Origin of the sequence: Alloalcanivorax profundimaris (genome assembly GCF_015265435.1) — a bacterium.
GTDB classification, from domain to species: Bacteria; Pseudomonadota; Gammaproteobacteria; order Pseudomonadales; family Alcanivoracaceae; genus Alloalcanivorax; species Alloalcanivorax profundimaris.
The window spans coordinates 17540-34882 of record NZ_JABJWH010000010.1; the positions used below are offsets into that span (position 1 = coordinate 17540).

General features: G+C 66.3%; 19 protein-coding genes. 9 read left to right on the forward strand and 10 right to left on the reverse strand.

The window, feature by feature from the left end; all coding sequences use genetic code 11:
* Positions 1-22 precede the first annotated feature (22 nt).
* Together HMJ39_RS06295 and HMJ39_RS06300 are read left to right on the forward strand one after the other, a co-directional pair.
* Positions 23-202, forward strand: a complete 180-nt coding sequence (locus tag HMJ39_RS06295) for a hypothetical protein (protein WP_161385614.1) — start codon at positions 23-25, stop codon at positions 200-202.
* Between the two features lie 2 nt (positions 203-204).
* Complete coding sequence (locus tag HMJ39_RS06300) at positions 205-1659, forward strand: sodium:solute symporter family protein (protein ID WP_161385613.1); 1455 nt, start codon at positions 205-207, stop codon at positions 1657-1659.
* Between the two features lie 58 nt (positions 1660-1717).
* On the opposite strand, the gene HMJ39_RS06305 is transcribed toward HMJ39_RS06300, so the two are convergent.
* Positions 1718-2605, reverse strand: coding sequence for a LysR family transcriptional regulator (locus HMJ39_RS06305; protein WP_194296671.1), 888 nt, complete (start codon positions 2603-2605; stop codon positions 1718-1720).
* Between the two features lie 98 nt (positions 2606-2703).
* Between HMJ39_RS06305 and HMJ39_RS06310 the strand changes: the two genes are divergently transcribed.
* Entirely contained in the window at positions 2704-3111 is a 408-nt protein-coding gene (locus HMJ39_RS06310; protein WP_194296672.1) for a (R)-mandelonitrile lyase, read from the forward strand.
* Positions 3108-3743 carry a carboxymuconolactone decarboxylase family protein gene (locus tag HMJ39_RS06315; protein WP_194296673.1) on the forward strand — a complete coding sequence of 212 codons (636 nt, stop codon included), beginning with the start codon at positions 3108-3110 and terminating at the stop codon, positions 3741-3743. The genes HMJ39_RS06310 and HMJ39_RS06315 overlap by 4 nt, the downstream gene beginning before the upstream one ends.
* Here the strand turns inward: HMJ39_RS06315 and HMJ39_RS06320 are convergent.
* On the reverse strand, positions 3740-4420 hold the full coding sequence (locus HMJ39_RS06320) for a Rossmann-fold NAD(P)-binding domain-containing protein (RefSeq protein WP_194296674.1): 681 nt from the start codon (positions 4418-4420) through the stop codon (positions 3740-3742). The two genes, HMJ39_RS06315 and HMJ39_RS06320, sit on opposite strands and share 4 nt — an antisense overlap.
* Before the next feature lie 27 nt (positions 4421-4447).
* Here HMJ39_RS06320 and HMJ39_RS06325 point away from each other — a divergent pair, with 27 nt between their 5' ends.
* The gene (locus tag HMJ39_RS06325) at positions 4448-4915 is read left to right on the forward strand and encodes a hypothetical protein (RefSeq protein WP_194296675.1); all 468 of its coding nucleotides are present in this window, start codon (positions 4448-4450) and stop codon (positions 4913-4915) included.
* A gap of 179 nt (positions 4916-5094) precedes the next feature.
* Here HMJ39_RS06325 and bioA read toward each other — a convergent pair whose 3' ends face one another.
* The 3 genes from bioA to HMJ39_RS06340 all read right to left on the reverse strand — a co-directional run bounded on the left by bioA (position 5095) and on the right by HMJ39_RS06340 (position 8374).
* Entirely contained in the window at positions 5095-6399 is a 1305-nt protein-coding gene (gene bioA / locus HMJ39_RS06330; protein WP_194296676.1) for an adenosylmethionine--8-amino-7-oxononanoate transaminase, read from the reverse strand.
* A 73-nt stretch (positions 6400-6472) separates the two neighbouring features.
* On the reverse strand, positions 6473-7378 hold the full coding sequence (locus tag HMJ39_RS06335) for a hypothetical protein (RefSeq protein WP_161385159.1): 906 nt from the start codon (positions 7376-7378) through the stop codon (positions 6473-6475).
* Positions 7379-7465: 87 nt separating this feature from the next.
* Positions 7466-8374, reverse strand: a complete 909-nt coding sequence (locus HMJ39_RS06340; RefSeq protein WP_194296677.1) for an AraC family transcriptional regulator ligand-binding domain-containing protein — start codon at positions 8372-8374, stop codon at positions 7466-7468.
* Positions 8375-8493: 119 nt separating this feature from the next.
* Between HMJ39_RS06340 and HMJ39_RS06345 the strand changes: the two genes are divergently transcribed.
* The 3 genes from HMJ39_RS06345 to HMJ39_RS06355 all read left to right on the forward strand — a co-directional run bounded on the left by HMJ39_RS06345 (position 8494) and on the right by HMJ39_RS06355 (position 11606).
* Complete coding sequence (locus tag HMJ39_RS06345; protein WP_194296678.1) at positions 8494-9861, forward strand: NfeD family protein; 1368 nt, start codon at positions 8494-8496, stop codon at positions 9859-9861.
* Positions 9858-10610: a slipin family protein gene (locus HMJ39_RS06350; protein ID WP_228462193.1), complete on the forward strand. Its 753-nt coding sequence runs from the start codon at positions 9858-9860 to the stop codon at positions 10608-10610. The genes HMJ39_RS06345 and HMJ39_RS06350 overlap by 4 nt, the downstream gene beginning before the upstream one ends.
* Before the next feature lie 93 nt (positions 10611-10703).
* A complete protein-coding gene (locus HMJ39_RS06355) occupies positions 10704-11606 on the forward strand; it encodes a DMT family transporter (RefSeq protein WP_194296679.1) in 903 nt (300 codons plus the stop codon).
* 103 nt (positions 11607-11709) lie between these two features.
* On the opposite strand, the gene HMJ39_RS06360 is transcribed toward HMJ39_RS06355, so the two are convergent.
* Together HMJ39_RS06360 and HMJ39_RS06365 are read right to left on the reverse strand one after the other, a co-directional pair.
* Positions 11710-12888 carry a vWA domain-containing protein gene (locus tag HMJ39_RS06360; protein WP_161385155.1) on the reverse strand — a complete coding sequence of 393 codons (1179 nt, stop codon included), beginning with the start codon at positions 12886-12888 and terminating at the stop codon, positions 11710-11712.
* A 16-nt stretch (positions 12889-12904) separates the two neighbouring features.
* A complete protein-coding gene (locus HMJ39_RS06365) occupies positions 12905-13747 on the reverse strand; it encodes an AAA family ATPase (RefSeq protein ID WP_194296680.1) in 843 nt (280 codons plus the stop codon).
* Positions 13748-13871: 124 nt separating this feature from the next.
* Here HMJ39_RS06365 and HMJ39_RS06370 point away from each other — a divergent pair, with 124 nt between their 5' ends.
* Positions 13872-14588, forward strand: a complete 717-nt coding sequence (locus tag HMJ39_RS06370) for a 16S rRNA (uracil(1498)-N(3))-methyltransferase (RefSeq protein WP_194296681.1) — start codon at positions 13872-13874, stop codon at positions 14586-14588.
* 92 nt (positions 14589-14680) lie between these two features.
* On the opposite strand, the gene rluB is transcribed toward HMJ39_RS06370, so the two are convergent.
* Genes rluB through HMJ39_RS06385 form a run of 3 tightly spaced genes read right to left on the reverse strand, consistent with a single transcriptional unit; the run spans position 14681 to position 17320 of the window.
* A complete protein-coding gene (gene rluB / locus HMJ39_RS06375; protein ID WP_161385152.1) occupies positions 14681-15520 on the reverse strand; it encodes a 23S rRNA pseudouridine(2605) synthase RluB in 840 nt (279 codons plus the stop codon).
* On the reverse strand, positions 15513-16388 hold the full coding sequence (gene scpB, locus HMJ39_RS06380) for an SMC-Scp complex subunit ScpB (RefSeq protein WP_161385151.1): 876 nt from the start codon (positions 16386-16388) through the stop codon (positions 15513-15515). Before scpB ends, rluB begins: the two co-directional genes overlap by 8 nt.
* Positions 16389-16390: 2 nt before the next feature.
* Positions 16391-17320, reverse strand: coding sequence for a segregation and condensation protein A (locus tag HMJ39_RS06385; RefSeq protein ID WP_161385150.1), 930 nt, complete (start codon positions 17318-17320; stop codon positions 16391-16393).
* Positions 17321-17343: the final 23 nt, after the last annotated feature.

Below are 17343 nucleotides of genomic sequence, written 5' to 3' on the forward strand. Positions count from 1 at the left end.
AACCAAGCATACGAGGTGGGAAATGCAACGAAGCAAGTGGATCTGGCTCATCTGGGCCGTGGTCGTCCTGTGCTACCTGGTGCCGTACACGGTACTCAGTGACGTGCACGCCTGGTACGGGAGCTTCCTGTTCTGGACCCTGGCCGGCGTCGCCGTGATCGCCATCAACTTCATCATCACCAAGGACTTCGAGGGACACTGAACATGACCGAATCGATGATCTGGTGGTCGGTGGCGATCTACCTGGTGGTCGCCATCGCCATCGCGGTACTGGCCCGACAGGGCAAAATGGTCAACATGTCCGGGTATTTCCTGGGCGACCGCAAAATGGGCGGCTTCGTGTCCGCCATGAGTTACAGCGCCACCACCTACAGCGCCTTCATGATGGTGGGCCTTGCCGGCCTGACCTACAAAGGCGGCGTCGGGGCTCTGGGTTTCGAGATCGTCTACTTCGCCGGGGTGTCCCTGGTGGCGATCTTCGGGCCCAAGTTCTGGGCCGTGGGCAAGAAGTTCGGCTATGTCACCCCCAGTGAGATGCTCGGCCACCGCTACAACGACAAGAAAGTCTCCGTGGCCGTGGCGATCTCCAGCTGCGTGTTCCTGATTCCCTACGCCGCCGTGCAACTGGCCGGCGTCGGCTACCTGCTGCAGGGCGCCACCGAGGGCGCCATTCCGTTCACCACCGGCGTGGTCCTGGCCACCGCCGTGGCGATCTTCTTCTCCTACGTGGCGGGCATCCGCTCGGTGATGTGGACCGACTCCCTGCAGGCGATCATGATGATCATCGCCTCCACCCTGGTGGCCTGGCTGGTGATCCAGGGCCTGGGCGGTTTCCACGCGCTGTTCGACACCCTCGCCGAGAAGAAACCGGAAACCCTGGTGGTGCCGGGCCCGGGCCTGTTCAGCTTCGTCACCTTCCTGGGGCTGACCATTCCCTGGTTCTTCTTCAGCCTCTCCAACCCGCAGGTCAGCCAGCGGCTGTTCATGCCGTCCTCGTTGCACGCCATGCGCCGCATGCTGCTGGGCTTCCTGGGCTTCGGCCTGGTCTACACCCTGGTGTCCGTACTGTGGGGCTTCTCCGCCCTGGCCGCCTTCCCGGATCTGGCCAAGGCCGACCTGGCCACCGCCACGCTGCTGGGCTCCGAATTCGTGCCGCCGGTACTGGGCGCCATCGTGCTGATCGGCATCATGGCCGCCGCCATCTCCACCATCGACTCCATCATGCTGACCCTGTCCTCCATGCTGGCCCGGGACGTGTACGCCAACGTCAAACCCGGCAGCGATGACGGCAAGCAGCTGTGGGTGGGCAAGATCGTGATTCCGATCATCGCGCTGCTGGCCCTGGGCTTCGCGGAACTGCAGCTGGACCTGATCGCGGTGCTGTCCGTGGCCGCGTCCTCCGGCCTGGTGGCGGTGGTGCCGGCCATCATCGGCGCCTTCTACTGGAAACGCGGCACCGGCGCCGGCGCCTTCGTCAGCGTGGTCGGCACCGGCATCTTCGTGCTGATCATGTACGCCACTGGCAACAGCCTGCTGGGCCTGCCCGCCGGCATCTGGGGCATCATCGTTTCCACCGCTCTGTACATCGGCGTCAGCCTGGCCACCAGCGCCCCGGCGGAACGCGCCGACGAGTTCGTGGACGCCAGCAAGAAGTACTGAACACCAACCGGGCAACCCCTTGTGGCGCGCCGCCTGGCGCGCCTTTTTTTTGTCCGTCTTATTCGCGCAGCGCCTCCACCACCAGGGCGAAGGCCCGCGACGCCTGCCGCCGGTTCGGGTAATAAAGATGATGGCCGGGGAAGGGCGGGCACCAGTCCTCCAGCACGCGCTCCAGCTCGCCGGCACGCAGATAGGGCCGCGCCAGTTCCTCCGGCACATAGGCCACCCCCAGGCCCGCCTTGGCGGCATGCAGCATCTGGGTGGCGCCGCCCAGCACCAACTGCCCGCGCACGTGCACGTTCAATTCGCGGCCGTCTTTTTCGAACTCCCAGGCGTAGGTGCCGCCGTGGGTGGGCAGGCGCAGATTGATGCAGTTGTGCTCGGTGAGCCGGTTGGGGTGGGTGGGCCGGGAACGGGCATCGAAGTAGGGCGGGGCGGCCACCACCGCCATGCTCACATCCGGGCCGATGCGCACCGCGATCATGTCCTTCTCCACCTGCTCGCCCAGCCGCACCCCGGCGTCGTAGTGCTCCCCGACGATGTCGGTGAGGCCGTAGTCCACGGCGATTTCCACCTCGATGTCCGGGTATTCCGGAAGCAGGGCGGCCAGCTTGGGCAGCAGCACGGTGTCGGCGGCGTACTCCGTGGCGGTGATGCGCAGACGGCCGGCGGGTTTGTCGCGCAGCTCGGTGAGTGCTCGCAGATCCGCCTCGATTTCCCGAAAGCGGGGCGCGATGGAGCGGCGCAGCCGCTCACCGGCCTCCGTGGGCGCCACCCGCCGCGTGGTCCGGGCCAGCAACCGCAGGCCCAACCGTTCCTCCAGATGGCGGATATTCTGGCTCAACGCCGATTGCGACACCCCCAGCCGCGCGGCCGCCTTGGTGAAGCTTCCCTCGTCGGCCACCGCCAGAAAGGCGAGCAGGTCCGTGGCGTTCTCTCTCAACATATTAGGTAAACTTATAGGGCCAAGAAGATTATGCCAGTTTATCGAACAGAGGCGTCGCTGTAAGGTTTTCCTAAAGACATCCGAAGAGGAAGACGGACATGGACATTCAACCAAGCGGCTCCCAACCCTCCACCCAGGGCCCCGCCGATTACTTTACCGGCACGGTGCGTGTGGACCCGCTGTTCCCGGCCCATCCGCCGGCGCGAACCAGTGGCGGAAGCGTCACCTTCGAACCCGGTGCACGCACCGCCTGGCACGCCCATCCGCTGGGCCAGACCCTGATCGTCACCGCCGGCTGCGGCCGCGTGCAGCGCTGGGGCGGCGACATTCAGATCATCCGCCCCGGCGACGTGGTCTGGATTCCGCCCCACGAGAAGCACTGGCACGGCGCCGGCGAGGACACCGCCATGACCCACATCGCCATCCAGGAGGAAGTGGACGGCTCGCCGGCGGACTGGTTCGAGAAAGTCAGCGACGACCAATATCATCAAGGAGCGACGCCATGAGCAACGACACTCTGACACCGCGCCAACGGGCCCTGGTGGCACTCTCCGGGCTCGCCGCCAAAGGCGACCTGGAACGCCTCGACGGCGCCCTGCGCCAGGGCCTGGACGACGGCCTCACCATCAATGAAATCAAGGAAGTGCTGGTGCAGCTCTACGCCTACGCCGGCTTCCCGCGCAGCCTCAACGCCATCCACGCCCTGATGGCGGTGCTCGACGAACGGCGCGAACAAGGCATCCAGGACGAGGAGGGCGCCGAACCCGGCCCGGTGCCCGAGAATCTGGACCGCGACGACTACGGCGCCCGGGTCCGCGCCCGCCTGGCCGGCCAGGACGAAATCCCGCCGCCCGCCGGTTTCCAGCTGTTCGCCCCGGTGATCGACCGCTTCCTCAAGGAGCATCTGTTCGCCGACATCTTCATCCGCGATAACCTGGACCAGCAAAGCCGGGAACTGGCCACCGTCTCGGCCCTGGCCAGCATGACCGGCACCGAAGGCCAGCTGCGCTTCCACCTGGGCGCCGCCATGAATACCGGCCTGAGCCGCGCTCAACTCGATGCGCTGGTGGCGCGACTGCGCGCCAGCGTGGGTGACCACGAAGCCCGGCGCGTCGAGGGCGTTCTCAAACAGCTTTAACGCACGGGGAGGGCGCTTCCCCCACTGGCCAGATAATGCCGGGTACTGGCATCGAGTGCCTGCCGGATTGGTGGCAAGGTCACGCCGGCGGCCCGCGTGAAGGCCTCCATGGCGCCCAGTTCGAACCGGTCCGGCTGGATAAAGTGCAGTGTCTCCGGGTAGGTGTTGGCGAACCGGGCCACGCCGGGCACTCGTAACAGCCAGGACAATAAGCGCATCGGAACATACCCGCGCGGGGGACGCCGTTCCAGGACCTCCGCGATCAATGTCAGCATCGGCAACAGATTCGGTGTGTCCGCCGCCAGGGCCAGAAGCCGTGGCGGTGGGGAGGAGTCAACGGCGGCGTGGTGGATCATCGAGGCCAGCGTGTCCACCGGGATCAGCGGCAGCCAGTGATCCGGCCCACCGGGCACCCGCATCAGACGCCCACGGGCGAGATTATCGATCAGCGTGTACAACGGCTGGGACGGATCAAGGTCCCCTCTCACGCTGTGTCCGGCCACGGTGGCCGGCTGCACTTCGACCCAGTCATCGTAGTCCCTGCTGGCTGGTGATCGCGGACCATCGGTTATTACGATGAGCCAGCCATCGAGGAGAAAGAAGAAGGCGTTGGGCAGGGCTCGTAGCCTTCCGCCATCCTGATCCGCGATCACTAGCGTTTCGATCTCGACCCCCATCGCAAAAACGAGGACTGTCCCTTGACTATGCAGCGTATTGCATTAAAAGGGGCGGTTTCGTTTTTCGGGGGAGAAACCGGCATGAAAAAGCATCCATACGACGCCGGAGAAGCGCCTGTCGGCGCGGCGAACATCTCGGTGGAGCTGGCCCATGGCATCCATAACGGCTGGGTGGTCGGTGCTATCAGCGCCTTGGTGTTACTGGTCGGCGCCGTGGCCGGGCTGGCCACGGGCGACGGCATCGGGTTCGTGATCAATTTGCTCGCGGCGGTAGCGTGCGCGGGTTTGGCGTATGGCGTGTACCGGCGAAGCCGCGTGGCGGCGGTCGCCTTATTGTTATTGTTCCTGGCGCTGTGGCTGGGATCGCTGATCCGGTTCGGAAACTTCGCGGGCGTGTTGGTGGAGGTGATCCGGCTGATGTTCGCGGTGATGCTGTATCAGGCCATGAAAGCGTGTTTCCTTTGGCATCGAAGCCAGAAACAGGGCTGCTCCTGACCCAAGCAAGAAACCCACTTAAGTACGTATAATGTATATTATGTTAAATAAATGATATGACGGTTGCCAACCTCGTTGTCACCTCATCCTGCCGTTCGCCAGAACGCGTGGCGGAGATGTTCGGCGTGCCGGCTATAACCACAAGGTGCTCAAACACTGGCAACTGGGCGCGGATCTCGTCAGTCGCTTGCCGGAGTCCGGGGAGCTGGTGATAGGCTAACCACCGCCGCCATGGCGTCGGTAAGCGCGGTGAGCTGGTCCGCTTCAATGCCGTAGGGGGGCATGATGTAAACCAGCTTGCCGAACGGTCGAATCCAGACGCCCCGCTCCACCAGCATTTTCTGGGTGGCGGCCACGTCCCGGGGTTGTTCCAGCTCGAGCACGCCGATCGCGCCAAGAGCGCGCACATCGGCGACGCCGGGGGCGTCGCGCAGCGGCTCAAGTTGCCGGCGCAACTGCGACTGGATACCGGCCACCCGGTCGCGCCAGTCACTTTCGCGCAGCAGATCGATGCTGGCGTTGGCGACCGCGCAGGCCAGCGGGTTGCCCATGAAGGTGGGGCCGTGCATCAGCACGCCGGCCTCGCCGTCGCAGATGCCAGCGGCCACGTGGTCGGTGCACAGGGTCGCCGCCAGGGTCATGTAGCCGCCGGTGAGGGCCTTGCCCAGGCACAGGATATCCGGACAAACGCCAGCGTGCTCCATGGCGAACAGTTCCCCGGAGCGGCCGAAGCCAGTGGCGATCTCGTCAAAGATCAGCAGCACGCCGTGCTCGTCGCACAGCCGGCGGGCGCCGCGCAGGTATTCCGGGTGATAAAAGCGCATGCCGCCGGCGCCCTGGACAATGGGCTCCAGGATCACCGCCGCCACCTCGTGGGCGTGGTTTTCCAGCAGGCCGCGCAGGGAATCCAGGTCGGCGTCGTCCCAGTCATCGTGGTAGCCGATGCGCGGCGCGTCGGCGAACAGGTGCTGGGGCAGCACCTTGTTGAACAGGTGGTGCATGCCGTTGACCGGATCGCAGGTGGCCATGGCGCCGAAGGTATCCCCATGGTAGCCGTGGCGCAGGGCGATCAGACGGTGTTTCTCCGCCCTGCCCTGGCTGAGCCAGAACTGCAGCGCCATCTTGATGGCCACCTCCACGGATACCGAGCCGCTGTCCGCCAGGAACACCTTGTTGAGCGGTTCCGGGGTCAGCGACACCAGCCGCTTGCCCAGCTCCACCGCCGGCGCGTGGGTGATGCCGCCGAACATCACATGGGCCATTTTGTCGATCTGATCCTTGGCCGCCTGGTTCAGGCGCGGGTGGTTGTAGCCATGCACCGCCGCCCACCAGGAGGACATGCCGTCGATCAGGCGGCGCCCGTCCTCCAGTTCCAGATGAACGCCCTGGGCGCGGGCCACCGGGTACACCGGCAGCGGCTTGGAGGTGGAGGTATAGGGGTGCCAGAGATGATCACGGTCGAAGGCGAGATCGATGGTAGACATAGCGGGTCCATGGCCGGAAAGGTCGGGCAACCATGCCAATTCGCGGGCCCCGACTCAAGCCCCGCCGGGGCCTTTACAGGGGCGTCATCAGGCTGGCGCGCACGCCGTAGGAGTCGCCCGGGTTCTTGGTGCCGGAGATGTCGAAGTCGAAGCGATCGAACAGGGAGAACCCCAGCCCCACGCTGGCGCTGGAATCCAGGTTGGCGATCAGGTCGTGGCGGTAGCCCAGCCGCAAGGTGGCGAAACCGAGCTGGGCGAACGCCAGATTGGCGCCGGCGAAGCGGGCGTCGTCGGCCTCGTTGAAGGCGTCGCGGGCATCGATGTTGATGTTCAGCTTGGCGCTCGGCCACGGCCACCACCAGGCCGGGTCCAGATAGGTGGCCAGGCTGGCCAGGGCGGTGGTGCGGTAGGGGCTGTAGACCAGGTCACCGTCGCGGCGTGGGAACAGTTTTTCCACCCGCAGCGCCATGTCCAGGTCGCCGAACGTCTTGCTGAGCCGGGTATCGATGTTGAAACCCTGGCTTTCGGTGTAGCTGTCCTGTTCCTGCAGCAGCGGGTTGAAGTCCGCCATGGCGGGCAGGTCGTAGTGATAATTCAGGCTGCGCTGCGCCTTGAAGACGGCATCCAGCTGGTAACCGCGCTCGGCGCCGAAGGCCCGGTCCAGGGTCAGGCCGGCCTCGGTGATGGAACTGCCCTGCCCTTGCATGCGGCGGGCGCGGTCGGCGCCGTCGCGGGGGAAGAGCGCGGAGAACCGGGTGTGGCTGCGCGCCATCAGCGCCGAGGACACGCACTGGGTGGGCAGCTCCACGCTGGTGCCGGCGTCCGCGTTGACGCGCAGGCTGTCGCGGTCCATTTCCTCGATCAGCCCGGTGCGGGCGCCGAGCACCGGCTCGCTGACCGCGTCCAGTTCGCCGAAGAAGCGCTCGGCCTGGGCGGTGGCGGTGAACAGCAGCAAGATGGCAAGGGCAAACAGACGCATGGTCGGGTTCGCTCCGGGAATCGCTCGAACCGAAAAACGGTACTATGCAATAACAACGCCAATTGTTAAAAGGCGCCGGCGTGAATTTTACGTTTGCCCGGGCGTGCGATCCCGGCGGACGCGCACCTCGTCGCACAGGGCCGGGAAGTCCGTGCCGCGCTCCGCCAGCCAGCGGCGCAGCTCGATCTGCTTAAGGCCGAAGGCGCGGGCGCAGCGCGACAGGCACAGCTCGTCGCTGTCCAGGTGGGCCTCCACCCAGTGGCGCAGGCGCAGCAGGAACTGTTGCTCCTCCAGGCCTTCGAGGTCGCTTTCCAGGGGCGGTAGCAGCCGCTCCACCAATTCCGGGTTGGCGTTCAGCGAGGGCCGCGCCAACAGGGCGCTGGGGAAGCTGAGGCTGTCGTGGGGGCGGCGGAAGGCCGGGTCCAGGCCGAGCAGGCGCCGGTACTCCCCCGCCCTCCCGGGGGCGCCGCGGCGAAAGGCCACCGCCGTGGGCGCGAAGGCATCGTCGGTGAGCAGCGCGAACAGCTTGCCGAGCAGCGGCGCCAGGCATTCCGCCTGCTGGCGCAGGGGGCCGAAGCCCGGGTAGTCGATGTCGATGACCAGTCGCGAAGTGTCGCCGCGGCGCTCCAGGCCGGCCCGGAACCCGCCGGACAGCAGACGCTGGAAGCGCAGGAAATGCCCCAGGGCCTGCTCGAAGGTGTCGCTGGCGTACATCACCAGCAGCACGTCGTCCAGCAGGCGCGGCCGCACCGCCTCGGCGATGTGCAGGCCGATGAAGTCGTCCCCGGAACGCTCGGCGATGCCGCTCCAGAACAGCGGCGCCTCCAGATGCGGGTCGCAGTAGGCCGGGTGGCCACCGGGCAGCGTTTCGTTGGCCAGGCGGGCACCATCGTACCCCAGCCGGCCCAGCCCCTCCATCACCAGGCGGCGCATGGTTCGGTTGGGGGCCAGCGATGCCCTGCCGTCAGTCCGTGGCGAGGCGTCGTGGTGTTCCATTGGTCTTTCTCCCTGTTATCGGCGGAACGCTAGCGGTCGAGCGGCCCGGGGTCAACGGAAGATTGCCCGGCGGGCCTGGAGTGCGGTTTCATGGGAGTACGGATCACCAGGAGGTGGCTATGAGGCGATGGCAGGACGGCACCCGCCGGCTGGCCCTGATGGCGCTGCTGCTCGGCGCCCTGGCCCCGGCGTTCGCCACGGCGGCGCCCACGGTGCGGGTGCTGGATCTGAAGGGCGCCATCGGGCCCGCGGTCAGCGACGGTTTCGTGCGCGCCCTGGCGCGCGCCAACGAGGACCGGGTGGCGCTGTTCGTGCTGCGCCTGGACACACCGGGCGGCCTGGACGCCGCCATGCGCGACATGATCCACGCCATTCTCGATTCCCGGGTGCCGGTGGCGGTCTACGTGGCGCCGTCCGGAAGCCGCGCGGCCAGCGCCGGCACCTACCTGCTCTACGCCGCCCATGTGGCGGCCATGGCGCCGGCCACCAATCTGGGTGCGGCCACCCCGGTGCAAATCGGCGGCGACTCGCCGCTCCCCGGCGGCGCCGAGCCGCCGGATTCCGACCCCGAAGCCTCTTCCGATGCCCCGCCGGACAGCGGCTCGGCCCTGCGCCACAAACAGATCAACGACGCCGTGGCCTACATCCGCGCGCTGGCGGAGCTGCGCGGGCGCAACGCGGATTGGGCGGAACAGGCGGTGCGCCAGGCGCAAAGCCTGCCCGCCGGGGAGGCCCTGGAACGCAACGTCATCGACCTGATGGCCACCGACCTGGACGACCTGCTGACCCGGTTGGACGGCCGCCAGATCAGCGTGGACGGCGACACCGTGACCCTGGAGCTGGCCGGCGCCACGGTGGAAACCGTGGAGCAGGACTGGCGCACCGCCTTCCTGGCGGTGATCACCGACCCCAGCATCGCCTACATCCTGATGCTTGTGGGCCTCTATGGCCTGGTGCTGGAATTCTCCAGCCCCGGCGTTGGCGCGCCCGGCGTGCTGGGCGCCATCTGCCTGCTGCTGGCGCTGTACGCCCTGCAGATGCTGCCGGTGAGCTACGTGGGCCTGGGGCTGATCGTGCTGGGGGTGGGGCTGATGGTGGCGGAGGCCCTGTCGCCCTCCTTCGGCGTGCTCGGCGCCGGCGGGCTGGCCGCCCTGCTGTTCGGCTCGGTGATGCTGATGGACACGGACCTGCCCGCCTTCCAGATCGCGCTGCCGGTGATCGCCGCGGTGGGCGCCGGCGGTGCCTTGCTGCTGGGCGTGGCGGTACGGCTGGCGGTGAAGGCGCACCGCCACCCGGTGGTGAGCGGCGCCGACACCCTGATCGGCGCCCGGGCCGTGGCCCTGGAGGATTTTCAGGAACAAGGCCAGGTGCGCGCCGCCGGTGAGGTGTGGCGCGCCCGCGCCGCCCGGCCGGTGCGCCGGGGCCAGGCACTGCTGGTGCGTGGCCGGGACGGACTTACCCTCGACGTGGAGGAGGACTCCCCATGATGTTCAGCTACTTCTGGATCGCGTTCGCGATCCTGGTGATCGGTTTCGTGTTCAGCATGTTCCGCATCCTGCGCGAGTACGAGCGCGGGGTGATTTTCATGCTCGGCCGCTACTACAAGGTGAAGGGGCCCGGGCTGATCCTGGTGGTGCCGGTGATCCAGCAGATGGTGAAGGTGGACCTGCGCGTGCGGGTGCTGGACGTGCCCAGCCAGGACGTGATCTCCCGGGACAATGTGTCGGTGAAGGTGAACGCGGTGCTCTATTTCCGGGTGGTGGATTCCGAGCGCGCGGTGATCAACGTGGAGGACTTCTACGCCGCCACCAGCCAGCTCTCCCAGACCACCCTGCGGTCGGTGCTCGGCAAGCACGAGCTGGATGAGATGCTGGCCTCCCGGGACGAGCTGAACCAGGACATCCAGGCGATTCTCGACGAACAGACCGACCCCTGGGGCATCAAGGTCACTAATGTGGAGATCAAGCACGTGGACCTGGACGAGGACATGGTGCGGGTGATCGCCCGGCAGGCGGAGGCGGAGCGCATCCGGCGCGCCAAGGTGATCCACGCCAACGGCGAGAAGGAGGCCTCCGAGGTGCTGCTGGACGCGGCCCGAACCCTGGCCTCCCAGCCCCAGGCGTTGCAGCTGCGTTACTTGCAGACGCTCACCGAGGTGGCCAACGAGCGCTCCAGCACCATCGTCTTCCCGTTGCCCATGGACATGATCGAAAGTTTTATGAACCGGGATAGATGATTCCCGGCGGGAATGCCATGAAGTCGCCGTTTTCATTGGATTTCGGCGCCGCCGGCGTGGACCATGGGCGCCCCTCTGGATGGGAGCTTCCCCATGTCGCTCCGCTTCTGGCAGTCCGGCCTGGCGCTGGTGGCCGTCGCCACCTTTGCCATGGCCTTCAAGGGCATTTTCGCCCGCCTGGTCTACCAGCACGGCGTGTCCGTGGACGCGCTGCTGATCTGGCGCTTCCTGCTCGCCGTGCCGCTGTTTTGGCTGGGCGCCCTGTGGATCAACCGGGGCCGGCCCAAGGAGCGGCTCAGCCGCCGGCAGTGGGGGCTGTGCGCGGTCAGCGGGCTGCTGTTCTTTTTCTCCACCTGGTGCGACTTCAACGCCATCCATGAACTGGGCGCCAGTCTGTCGCGGATGCTGCTGTACCTGTTCCCGGCGCTGATCATGCTGATCGAGGCGGTGCGCTTGCGGCGCCTGCCCGCCCCGCTCCACCTGCTGGTGTTCGCCGGCGCCTGGACCGGCATCGCCCTGCTGCTGCTGCCGGGCTGGCAGATCGGCCGGGTGACCCTGGCGGGCACTCTGTACGGCCTGGGCGCGGCGGCCTGCTACGCCAGCTTCCTGACGCTCAGCCAGGGATTGATGAAACCGCTCGGCTCGGTGCGTTTCAACCAGGTGTCCAACAGCTTCACCCTGGTGTTCATGACGGTGGGGCTGCTGCCGGGCATTCCGGCCTCGGAACTGGCGTTGAGCGCCCCGGCCCTGGGCTGGATGGTGGTGCTGGTGGTGTTGTCCACGGTGCTGCCCTTCTTCCTGCTGTTCGAGGGCTTCCACCGGGCCAACGCCTCGGAGGCGGCGGTGGTGGCCATGTTCGGGCCGGTGGTCACGGTCACCGCCGCCCTGGCCCTGTTCCCGGACGAGCACCTGGGGCCGGTCCAGTGGCTGGGTCTGGTGATGGTGCTGGCCAGCATCGGCGCCCTCAAGCTGGTGAAGACGCCGGCCGCTCGGTGAAGTGATGGAAGGCGTGGTGGGCTGGCTGGCCGCGGATCGCGGCTAAAGCCGCTCCTGATAGGGACATCAGGAGCGGCCGGGCGGCGTAGCGTTTAAGCCGCGATCACTTGCTCAGGTATTTCATGGCCCGCTCGATGCCTTCGATGGTGAGCGGGTACATGTGGTTGTCGGTGAGCTGCTTGATCCACTGGGTGGAGGTGGTCATCTGCCAGGCCCGTTCCGGCTCCGGGTTCAGCCAGATCACCTTCTCGTAGGTTTCCATGATGCGCTGGAACCAGACCGCGCCGGGCTCGTCGTTCCAGTGCTCCACGGAACCGCCCACGGAGTTCACCTCGTAGGGGCTCATGGCGGCGTCGCCGATGAAGATCACCCGGTAGTCGCTGCCGTACTTGTGCAGCACGTCCCAGGTGGAGGTCTTCTCGTCCCAGCGGCGGCGGTTGTCCTTCCACACGTACTCGTAGATGAAGTTGTGGAAGTAGAAGTACTCCATGTGCTTGAACTCCAGCCGGGCGGCGGAGAACAGCTCCTCGCAGAGCTTGATGTAGGGATCCATGGAGCCGCCGATGTCGAAGAACAGCAGCACCTTGACCCGGTTTTCCTGCTCCGGGCGCATCTTGATGTCGAGCAGGCCGGCGTTGCGGGCGGTGGACTTGATGGTGTCGTCCATGTCCAGCTCTTCGTCGCGGCCGGTGCGGGCGAACTTGCGCAGCCGGCGCAGGGCCAGCTTGATGTTGCGGATGCCCAGCTCCACGGAGTCGTCCAGGTTGCGGAACTCCCGCTTCTCCCAGACCTTCACCGCGCTCTTGTTGCGCGACGGGCCCACCATGCGGATGCCTTCCGGGTTTTCCCCGTAGCCGCCGAACGGGCTGGTGCCGCCGGTGCCGATCCACTTGTTGCCGCCCTCGTGGCGTTTTTCCTGCTCCTCCAGCCGCTTGCGCAGCTCGTCGAGAATCTTCTCCAGGCTGCCCAGGCCCTGCAGTTGTTCCCGTTCTTCCGGGGACAGGGTCTTTTCCAACTGCTGGCGCAGCCACTCCTCGGGGATGGTCTGGCTGAGCCAGTCCGGCTCGATGCTTTCCAGCCCCTCGAAGTAATGGGCGAAGGCGCGGTCGAAACGGTCATAGTACTTCTCGTCCTTGACCATCACCGCCCGGGACAGCATGTAGAAGTCCTCGATGGAACCGAACGCCACGTGGTGCTTGAGCGCGTCGAACAGATCCAGCAGCTCGCGCAGGCTCACCGGCACCCGGTGGGCGCGCAGGTCCTCGAAAAAACCGATCAGCATAAACGCTTCTCCGGGATCAGCGTTCGCGGCGGCTCATGAAGGCCAGCCGTTCGAGCAGCTGCACGTCGGCTTCGTTCTTCACCAGGGCCCCGTACAGCGGCGGCACCGCGCTCTTGGTGTCGCGGTTACGCAGGATGTCCTCGGGGATGTCGTCGGCCATCAGCAGCTTGAGCCAGTCGATCAGCTCGCTGGTGGAGGGCTTCTTCTTCATGCCCGGCACCTTGCGCAGGTCGAAGAACAGCTCCAGCGCCTCGGTGACCAGCTCCTTCTTGATCTCCGGGAAGTGCACATCAACGATCGACTGCATGGTCTTGGCGTCGGGGAAGTTGATGTAGTGGAAGAAGCAGCGGCGCAGGAAGGCGTCGGGCAGCTCCTTCTCGTTGTTGGAGGTGATGATCACGATCGGCCGCTGCTCGGCGCGCACGGTTTCGCCGGTCTCGTAGACGAAGAACTCCATGCGGTCCAGTTCCTGGAGCAGATCGTTGGGGAACTCGATGTCCGCCTTGTCGATCTCGTCGATCAGCAGCACCACCTGCTCGTCGGCGGCGAACGCCTCCCACAGCTTGCCCTTCTTGATGTAGTTGGACACGTCCTCGACGCCTTCGGCGCCGAGCTGGGAGTCGCGCAGCCGGGACACCGCGTCGTACTCATACAGACCCTGCTGGGCCTTGGTGGTGGACTTGATGTGCCAGGACAGCAGCGGCTTGCCGAGCGCTTCCGCCACCTGCTCGGCGAGCAGGGTCTTGCCGGTACCGGGCTCGCCCTTGATCAGCAGCGGACGCTGCAGGGCGATGGCCGCGTTGACGGCCATTTTCAGATCTTCCGTGGCAACGTACTTTTCGGTGCCCTGAAACTGCATGCGGGTTCTCCACATCATCGAGAATAACGGCGAGCACTCTAGCAACCCCCGGCCCCCGGGCAAAGGGCCGGAACCGCCACGGAGCGGGAGGATTACGTCAGTGGCTGTGCCATAATCGCCGCCCATGAACCTGTTCCTGCTGCACCCCGAGCAACACCTGGAAGGCGATCTTTGGCGTCTCGACGAGCGCCAGAGCGCCCACGCGCGTACCGTGCTGAAGCTGGCCGAGGGCGACACCTGTCGCGCCGGCGTGCTCAACGACGGCCTTGGCGAGGCACGGATAGAATCCTTAAAAAACAAAGAGATAACGTTATCTTTTAAAGTGGATTCAAAGCCGCCGGCGCCGCTGCCGCTGAATCTGGTACTGGCCCTGCCCCGCCCCAAGATGCTCAAACGCCTGCTGATCGACGCCGCCAGCCTGGGCATCAAGCGCATCGTGCTGATCAACGCCTGGAAGGTGGACAAGAGCTATTGGCGCACCCCCAACCTGAAGGCCGGGTTGCTGCGGGAAAAACTGCTCCTGGGTCTGGAGCAGGCCGGCGACACGGTGCTGCCGGAGCTGATCCAGGCGCCGCGCTTCCGGCCGTTCGTGGAGGATGATCTGGATGGCTGGGCTGGTCCCGGGGCGCGTTACCTCGCCCACCCCGGCGACCACCCCGCCCTGCCCCACGAGCAGGCCGGACCGGCCACCCTAGCGATCGGGCCGGAAGGGGGCTGGACACCGTTCGAGGTGGAGTTGCTGCAGGAACACGGCTTCCGGGCGCACCGCTTCGGCACCCGCATTCTGCGGGTGGAGACGGCTTTGCCGGCTTTGGTGGGGGCTTTGATGCGGTTGCCGTAGGGCGTGGCGGGTTATCGCGACTGAAGTCGCTCCTACGGGGACGTACGACCCGCCGTAGGAGCGACTTCAGTCGCGATGGCTTGCTAAATGCCTTAGCGGCGGTAGGGGTTGCGGCGCGGCTTGCGCGGTGGCTTGTTGCCGCGCTGGTGGCGCAGCCGGGCGCGGCCATACAGGCCGGTGTACTTCTTGCCCTTCAGGTCCACCCGGTCGGTGAGCGGCTTGATCTCCTCGGCGGTGAGCTCCTTCCAGCGGCCCAGGCGCAGGTCCGAGGGCAGTGTCAGGTCACCGAAGCGGATGCGGATCAGGCGCGCCACTTCCAGGTCCTGGGACTGGAACAGGCGGCGCACTTCCCGGTATTTGCCCCCGGTGAGGCTGACCTTGTACCAGCGGTTGGCGCCTTCCTCGGCGCCGCCGGCGTCCTCGATGCTCTCGAACCGGGACACCCCGTCCTCCAGCAGCACGCCATCGAGCAGCGCCTGGCGCTTGGCGTCTGTGAGATCGCCGTGCACCCGCACCGCGTATTCCCGGACGAAGCCGTTGGACGGATGCATCAGCCGGTGGGCCAGTTCACCGTCGGTGGTGAACAGCATCAGGCCGGTGGTGTTGATGTCCAGGCGGCCCACCTGCACCCAGCGCAGGCCCTGCAGCCGCGGCAGGTTGTCGAACACCGTGGGGCGCCCCTGCGGATCGTTCCGCGAGCACACCTCCCCGGCGGGCTTGTGATAAACGATCACGCGCCGAATTACGTCTTCTTCCGCCTTCACTGGAATGATCCTGCCGTCCACTCTGATCGTGTCTTCCGGCTCCACCCGGTCTCCCAGGGTCGCCACCTGGCCGTTCACGGAGACGCGCCCATCGGCGATCCAGGTCTCCAGTTCACGGCGTGATCCCAGCCCGGTGCGGGCCAGGACTTTCTGCAATTTCTCACTCATGACGGGTCGATTCGTCCTCGTTGGCGGCATCATCGCCGCCGTCGTCGTCGTTCGTTCGCGGCTCCGCCTCGGCGGCGGCCGGCGCCACCGGCGCGGCGTCGTTCTCCGCTTCCGGCGAGCCCTTGTGGCGGAATTCGGTCTCGAAACCGGCGTTGACCGCGTCCACCTTGTCGATGCTCATCAGGGTGGCCTCGTCGATCTCCGGCTCGTCGTCCTCATAGCCGAACAGGCGCTCCTCGGCCTGCTGGCGCTCGCCCTCGGTGGCGGCGCCCTCCCCGTCTTCCGGGTCGTCGTCGTCCGGATCCGGCACGTCGCTGAGCGCCAGTTCCTCGTTGAGCTTGTCGAGATCCTTGATCTCCGACAGCGGCGGCAGGTCTTCCAGGCTCTTCAGGTCGAAGTAGTCCAGGAACTGCCGGGTGGTGGCGAACATGGCCGGCCGGCCGGGCACGTCCCGGTGCCCCACCACCCGCACCCAGCCCCGTTCCAGCAGGCTTTTGACGATGTGCGAGCTCACCGACACGCCGCGGATTTCCTCGATCTCGCCGCGGGTGATCGGCTGGCGGTAGGCCACCAGCGCCAGCGTCTCCAGGATGGCGCGGCTGTAGCGCGGCGGCTTCTCCTGCCACAGGCGGCTCACCCAGGGCCCCAGGTCCTTGCGCACCTGGAAGCGGAAGCCGCTGGCCACTTCGCGCAACTCCACGCCGCGCTCGCCGTATTCCTCGCCGATCTCCTCCAGCAGCCGAGACAGCTCCGCCTTGTCCGGCCGTTCCTGTTCATCGAACAGCATCAACAGAGCGTCCCGGTCCAGGGGGCCGTCGGCGGCGAAGATCGCCGCTTCCATGATGTTCTTGATCCGTTGCGGCTCCACGATCAGTCGTCCTCGGCTGTGTCGGTTGAGGGCTCGTCGTCGATCTCCAGCGCCGCCAGCGCTTCACTTTCCTCCAGCACCAGGGTCTTCGCCTTGACGTGGATCGGGCTGAAGGGCTCATTCTGGATCAGCTCGATCAGCGACCCCTTCACCAGCTCCAGCACCGCCAGGAAGCTCACCACCACGCCCAGGCGGCCCTCCTCGGCCTCGAACAGCTCCACGAAGGGCACGAAATCCCGGCCCTTGAGGCGGTCCAGCACGTTCGCCATGCGTTCCCGGGTGGACAGCTTCTCCCGGGAAACCTGGTGGCTTTCGAACATATCGGCCCGGTGCAGCACTTCCTTGAAGGCCAGCAGCAGCTCGCGCAGGTCCACGTCCGGCTGCGCTTTCTCGCGTACATAGTCCGGACGGCGCGCGGCGGCCATCTGAAAGTCCCGCTCCTGGCGCGGCAGGGCGTCGATGTCCTCGGCGGCCTGCTTGAAGCGCTCGTATTCCTGCAGCCGGCGGATCAACTCCGCGCGCGGATCCTCGGCGTCTTCCTCGTCGTCGTGGCTGGGCCGCGGCAACAGGGTGCGCGACTTGATCTCGCCCAGCATGGCGGCCATCACCAGGTATTCGGCGGCCAACTCCAGGTTGAGCGCCTTCATCAGCTCCACGTACTCCATGTACTGGCTGGTGATCTGCGCCACCGGGATGTCGAGAATGTCCAGGTTCTGGCGCTTGATCAGATAGAGCAGCAGATCCAGCGGCCCCTCGAACGCCTCCAGAAACACTTCCAGGGCGTCCGGCGGAATGTAGAGGTCGTCGGGCAGCTTGGTGATCGCCTGGCCGTACATCAGACCAAAAGGCATCTCCGCCTGCTGCGGATTCAGCGGCGCCAGCGGATTGTTACCGCCGCCCTGGGGGGCCTGTTGGTCGACGACGTCGTTCATGGCTGCTGTCCCGCCTCCTTGGC

What these genes read in the sequence shown, in the direction of transcription:
- HMJ39_RS06295 (WP_161385614.1), top strand. Translation starts at nt 23, where the DNA reads ATGCAACGAAGCAAGTGGATCTGGCTCATCTGGGCCGTGGTCGTCCTG.
- HMJ39_RS06300 (WP_161385613.1), top strand. Translation starts at nt 205, where the DNA reads ATGACCGAATCGATGATCTGGTGGTCGGTGGCGATCTACCTGGTGGTC.
- HMJ39_RS06305 (WP_194296671.1), bottom strand. Translation starts at nt 2,605, where the DNA reads ATGTTGAGAGAGAACGCCACGGACCTGCTCGCCTTTCTGGCGGTGGCC.
- HMJ39_RS06310 (WP_194296672.1), top strand. Translation starts at nt 2,704, where the DNA reads ATGGACATTCAACCAAGCGGCTCCCAACCCTCCACCCAGGGCCCCGCC.
- HMJ39_RS06315 (WP_194296673.1), top strand. Translation starts at nt 3,108, where the DNA reads ATGAGCAACGACACTCTGACACCGCGCCAACGGGCCCTGGTGGCACTC.
- HMJ39_RS06320 (WP_194296674.1), bottom strand. Translation starts at nt 4,420, where the DNA reads ATGGGGGTCGAGATCGAAACGCTAGTGATCGCGGATCAGGATGGCGGA.
- HMJ39_RS06325 (WP_194296675.1), top strand. Translation starts at nt 4,448, where the DNA reads ATGCAGCGTATTGCATTAAAAGGGGCGGTTTCGTTTTTCGGGGGAGAA.
- bioA (WP_194296676.1), bottom strand. Translation starts at nt 6,399, where the DNA reads ATGTCTACCATCGATCTCGCCTTCGACCGTGATCATCTCTGGCACCCC.
- HMJ39_RS06335 (WP_161385159.1), bottom strand. Translation starts at nt 7,378, where the DNA reads ATGCGTCTGTTTGCCCTTGCCATCTTGCTGCTGTTCACCGCCACCGCC.
- HMJ39_RS06340 (WP_194296677.1), bottom strand. Translation starts at nt 8,374, where the DNA reads ATGGAACACCACGACGCCTCGCCACGGACTGACGGCAGGGCATCGCTG.
- HMJ39_RS06345 (WP_194296678.1), top strand. Translation starts at nt 8,494, where the DNA reads ATGAGGCGATGGCAGGACGGCACCCGCCGGCTGGCCCTGATGGCGCTG.
- HMJ39_RS06350 (WP_228462193.1), top strand. Translation starts at nt 9,858, where the DNA reads ATGATGTTCAGCTACTTCTGGATCGCGTTCGCGATCCTGGTGATCGGT.
- HMJ39_RS06355 (WP_194296679.1), top strand. Translation starts at nt 10,704, where the DNA reads ATGTCGCTCCGCTTCTGGCAGTCCGGCCTGGCGCTGGTGGCCGTCGCC.
- HMJ39_RS06360 (WP_161385155.1), bottom strand. Translation starts at nt 12,888, where the DNA reads ATGCTGATCGGTTTTTTCGAGGACCTGCGCGCCCACCGGGTGCCGGTG.
- HMJ39_RS06365 (WP_194296680.1), bottom strand. Translation starts at nt 13,747, where the DNA reads ATGCAGTTTCAGGGCACCGAAAAGTACGTTGCCACGGAAGATCTGAAA.
- HMJ39_RS06370 (WP_194296681.1), top strand. Translation starts at nt 13,872, where the DNA reads ATGAACCTGTTCCTGCTGCACCCCGAGCAACACCTGGAAGGCGATCTT.
- rluB (WP_161385152.1), bottom strand. Translation starts at nt 15,520, where the DNA reads ATGAGTGAGAAATTGCAGAAAGTCCTGGCCCGCACCGGGCTGGGATCA.
- HMJ39_RS06385 (WP_161385150.1), bottom strand. Translation starts at nt 17,320, where the DNA reads ATGAACGACGTCGTCGACCAACAGGCCCCCCAGGGCGGCGGTAACAAT.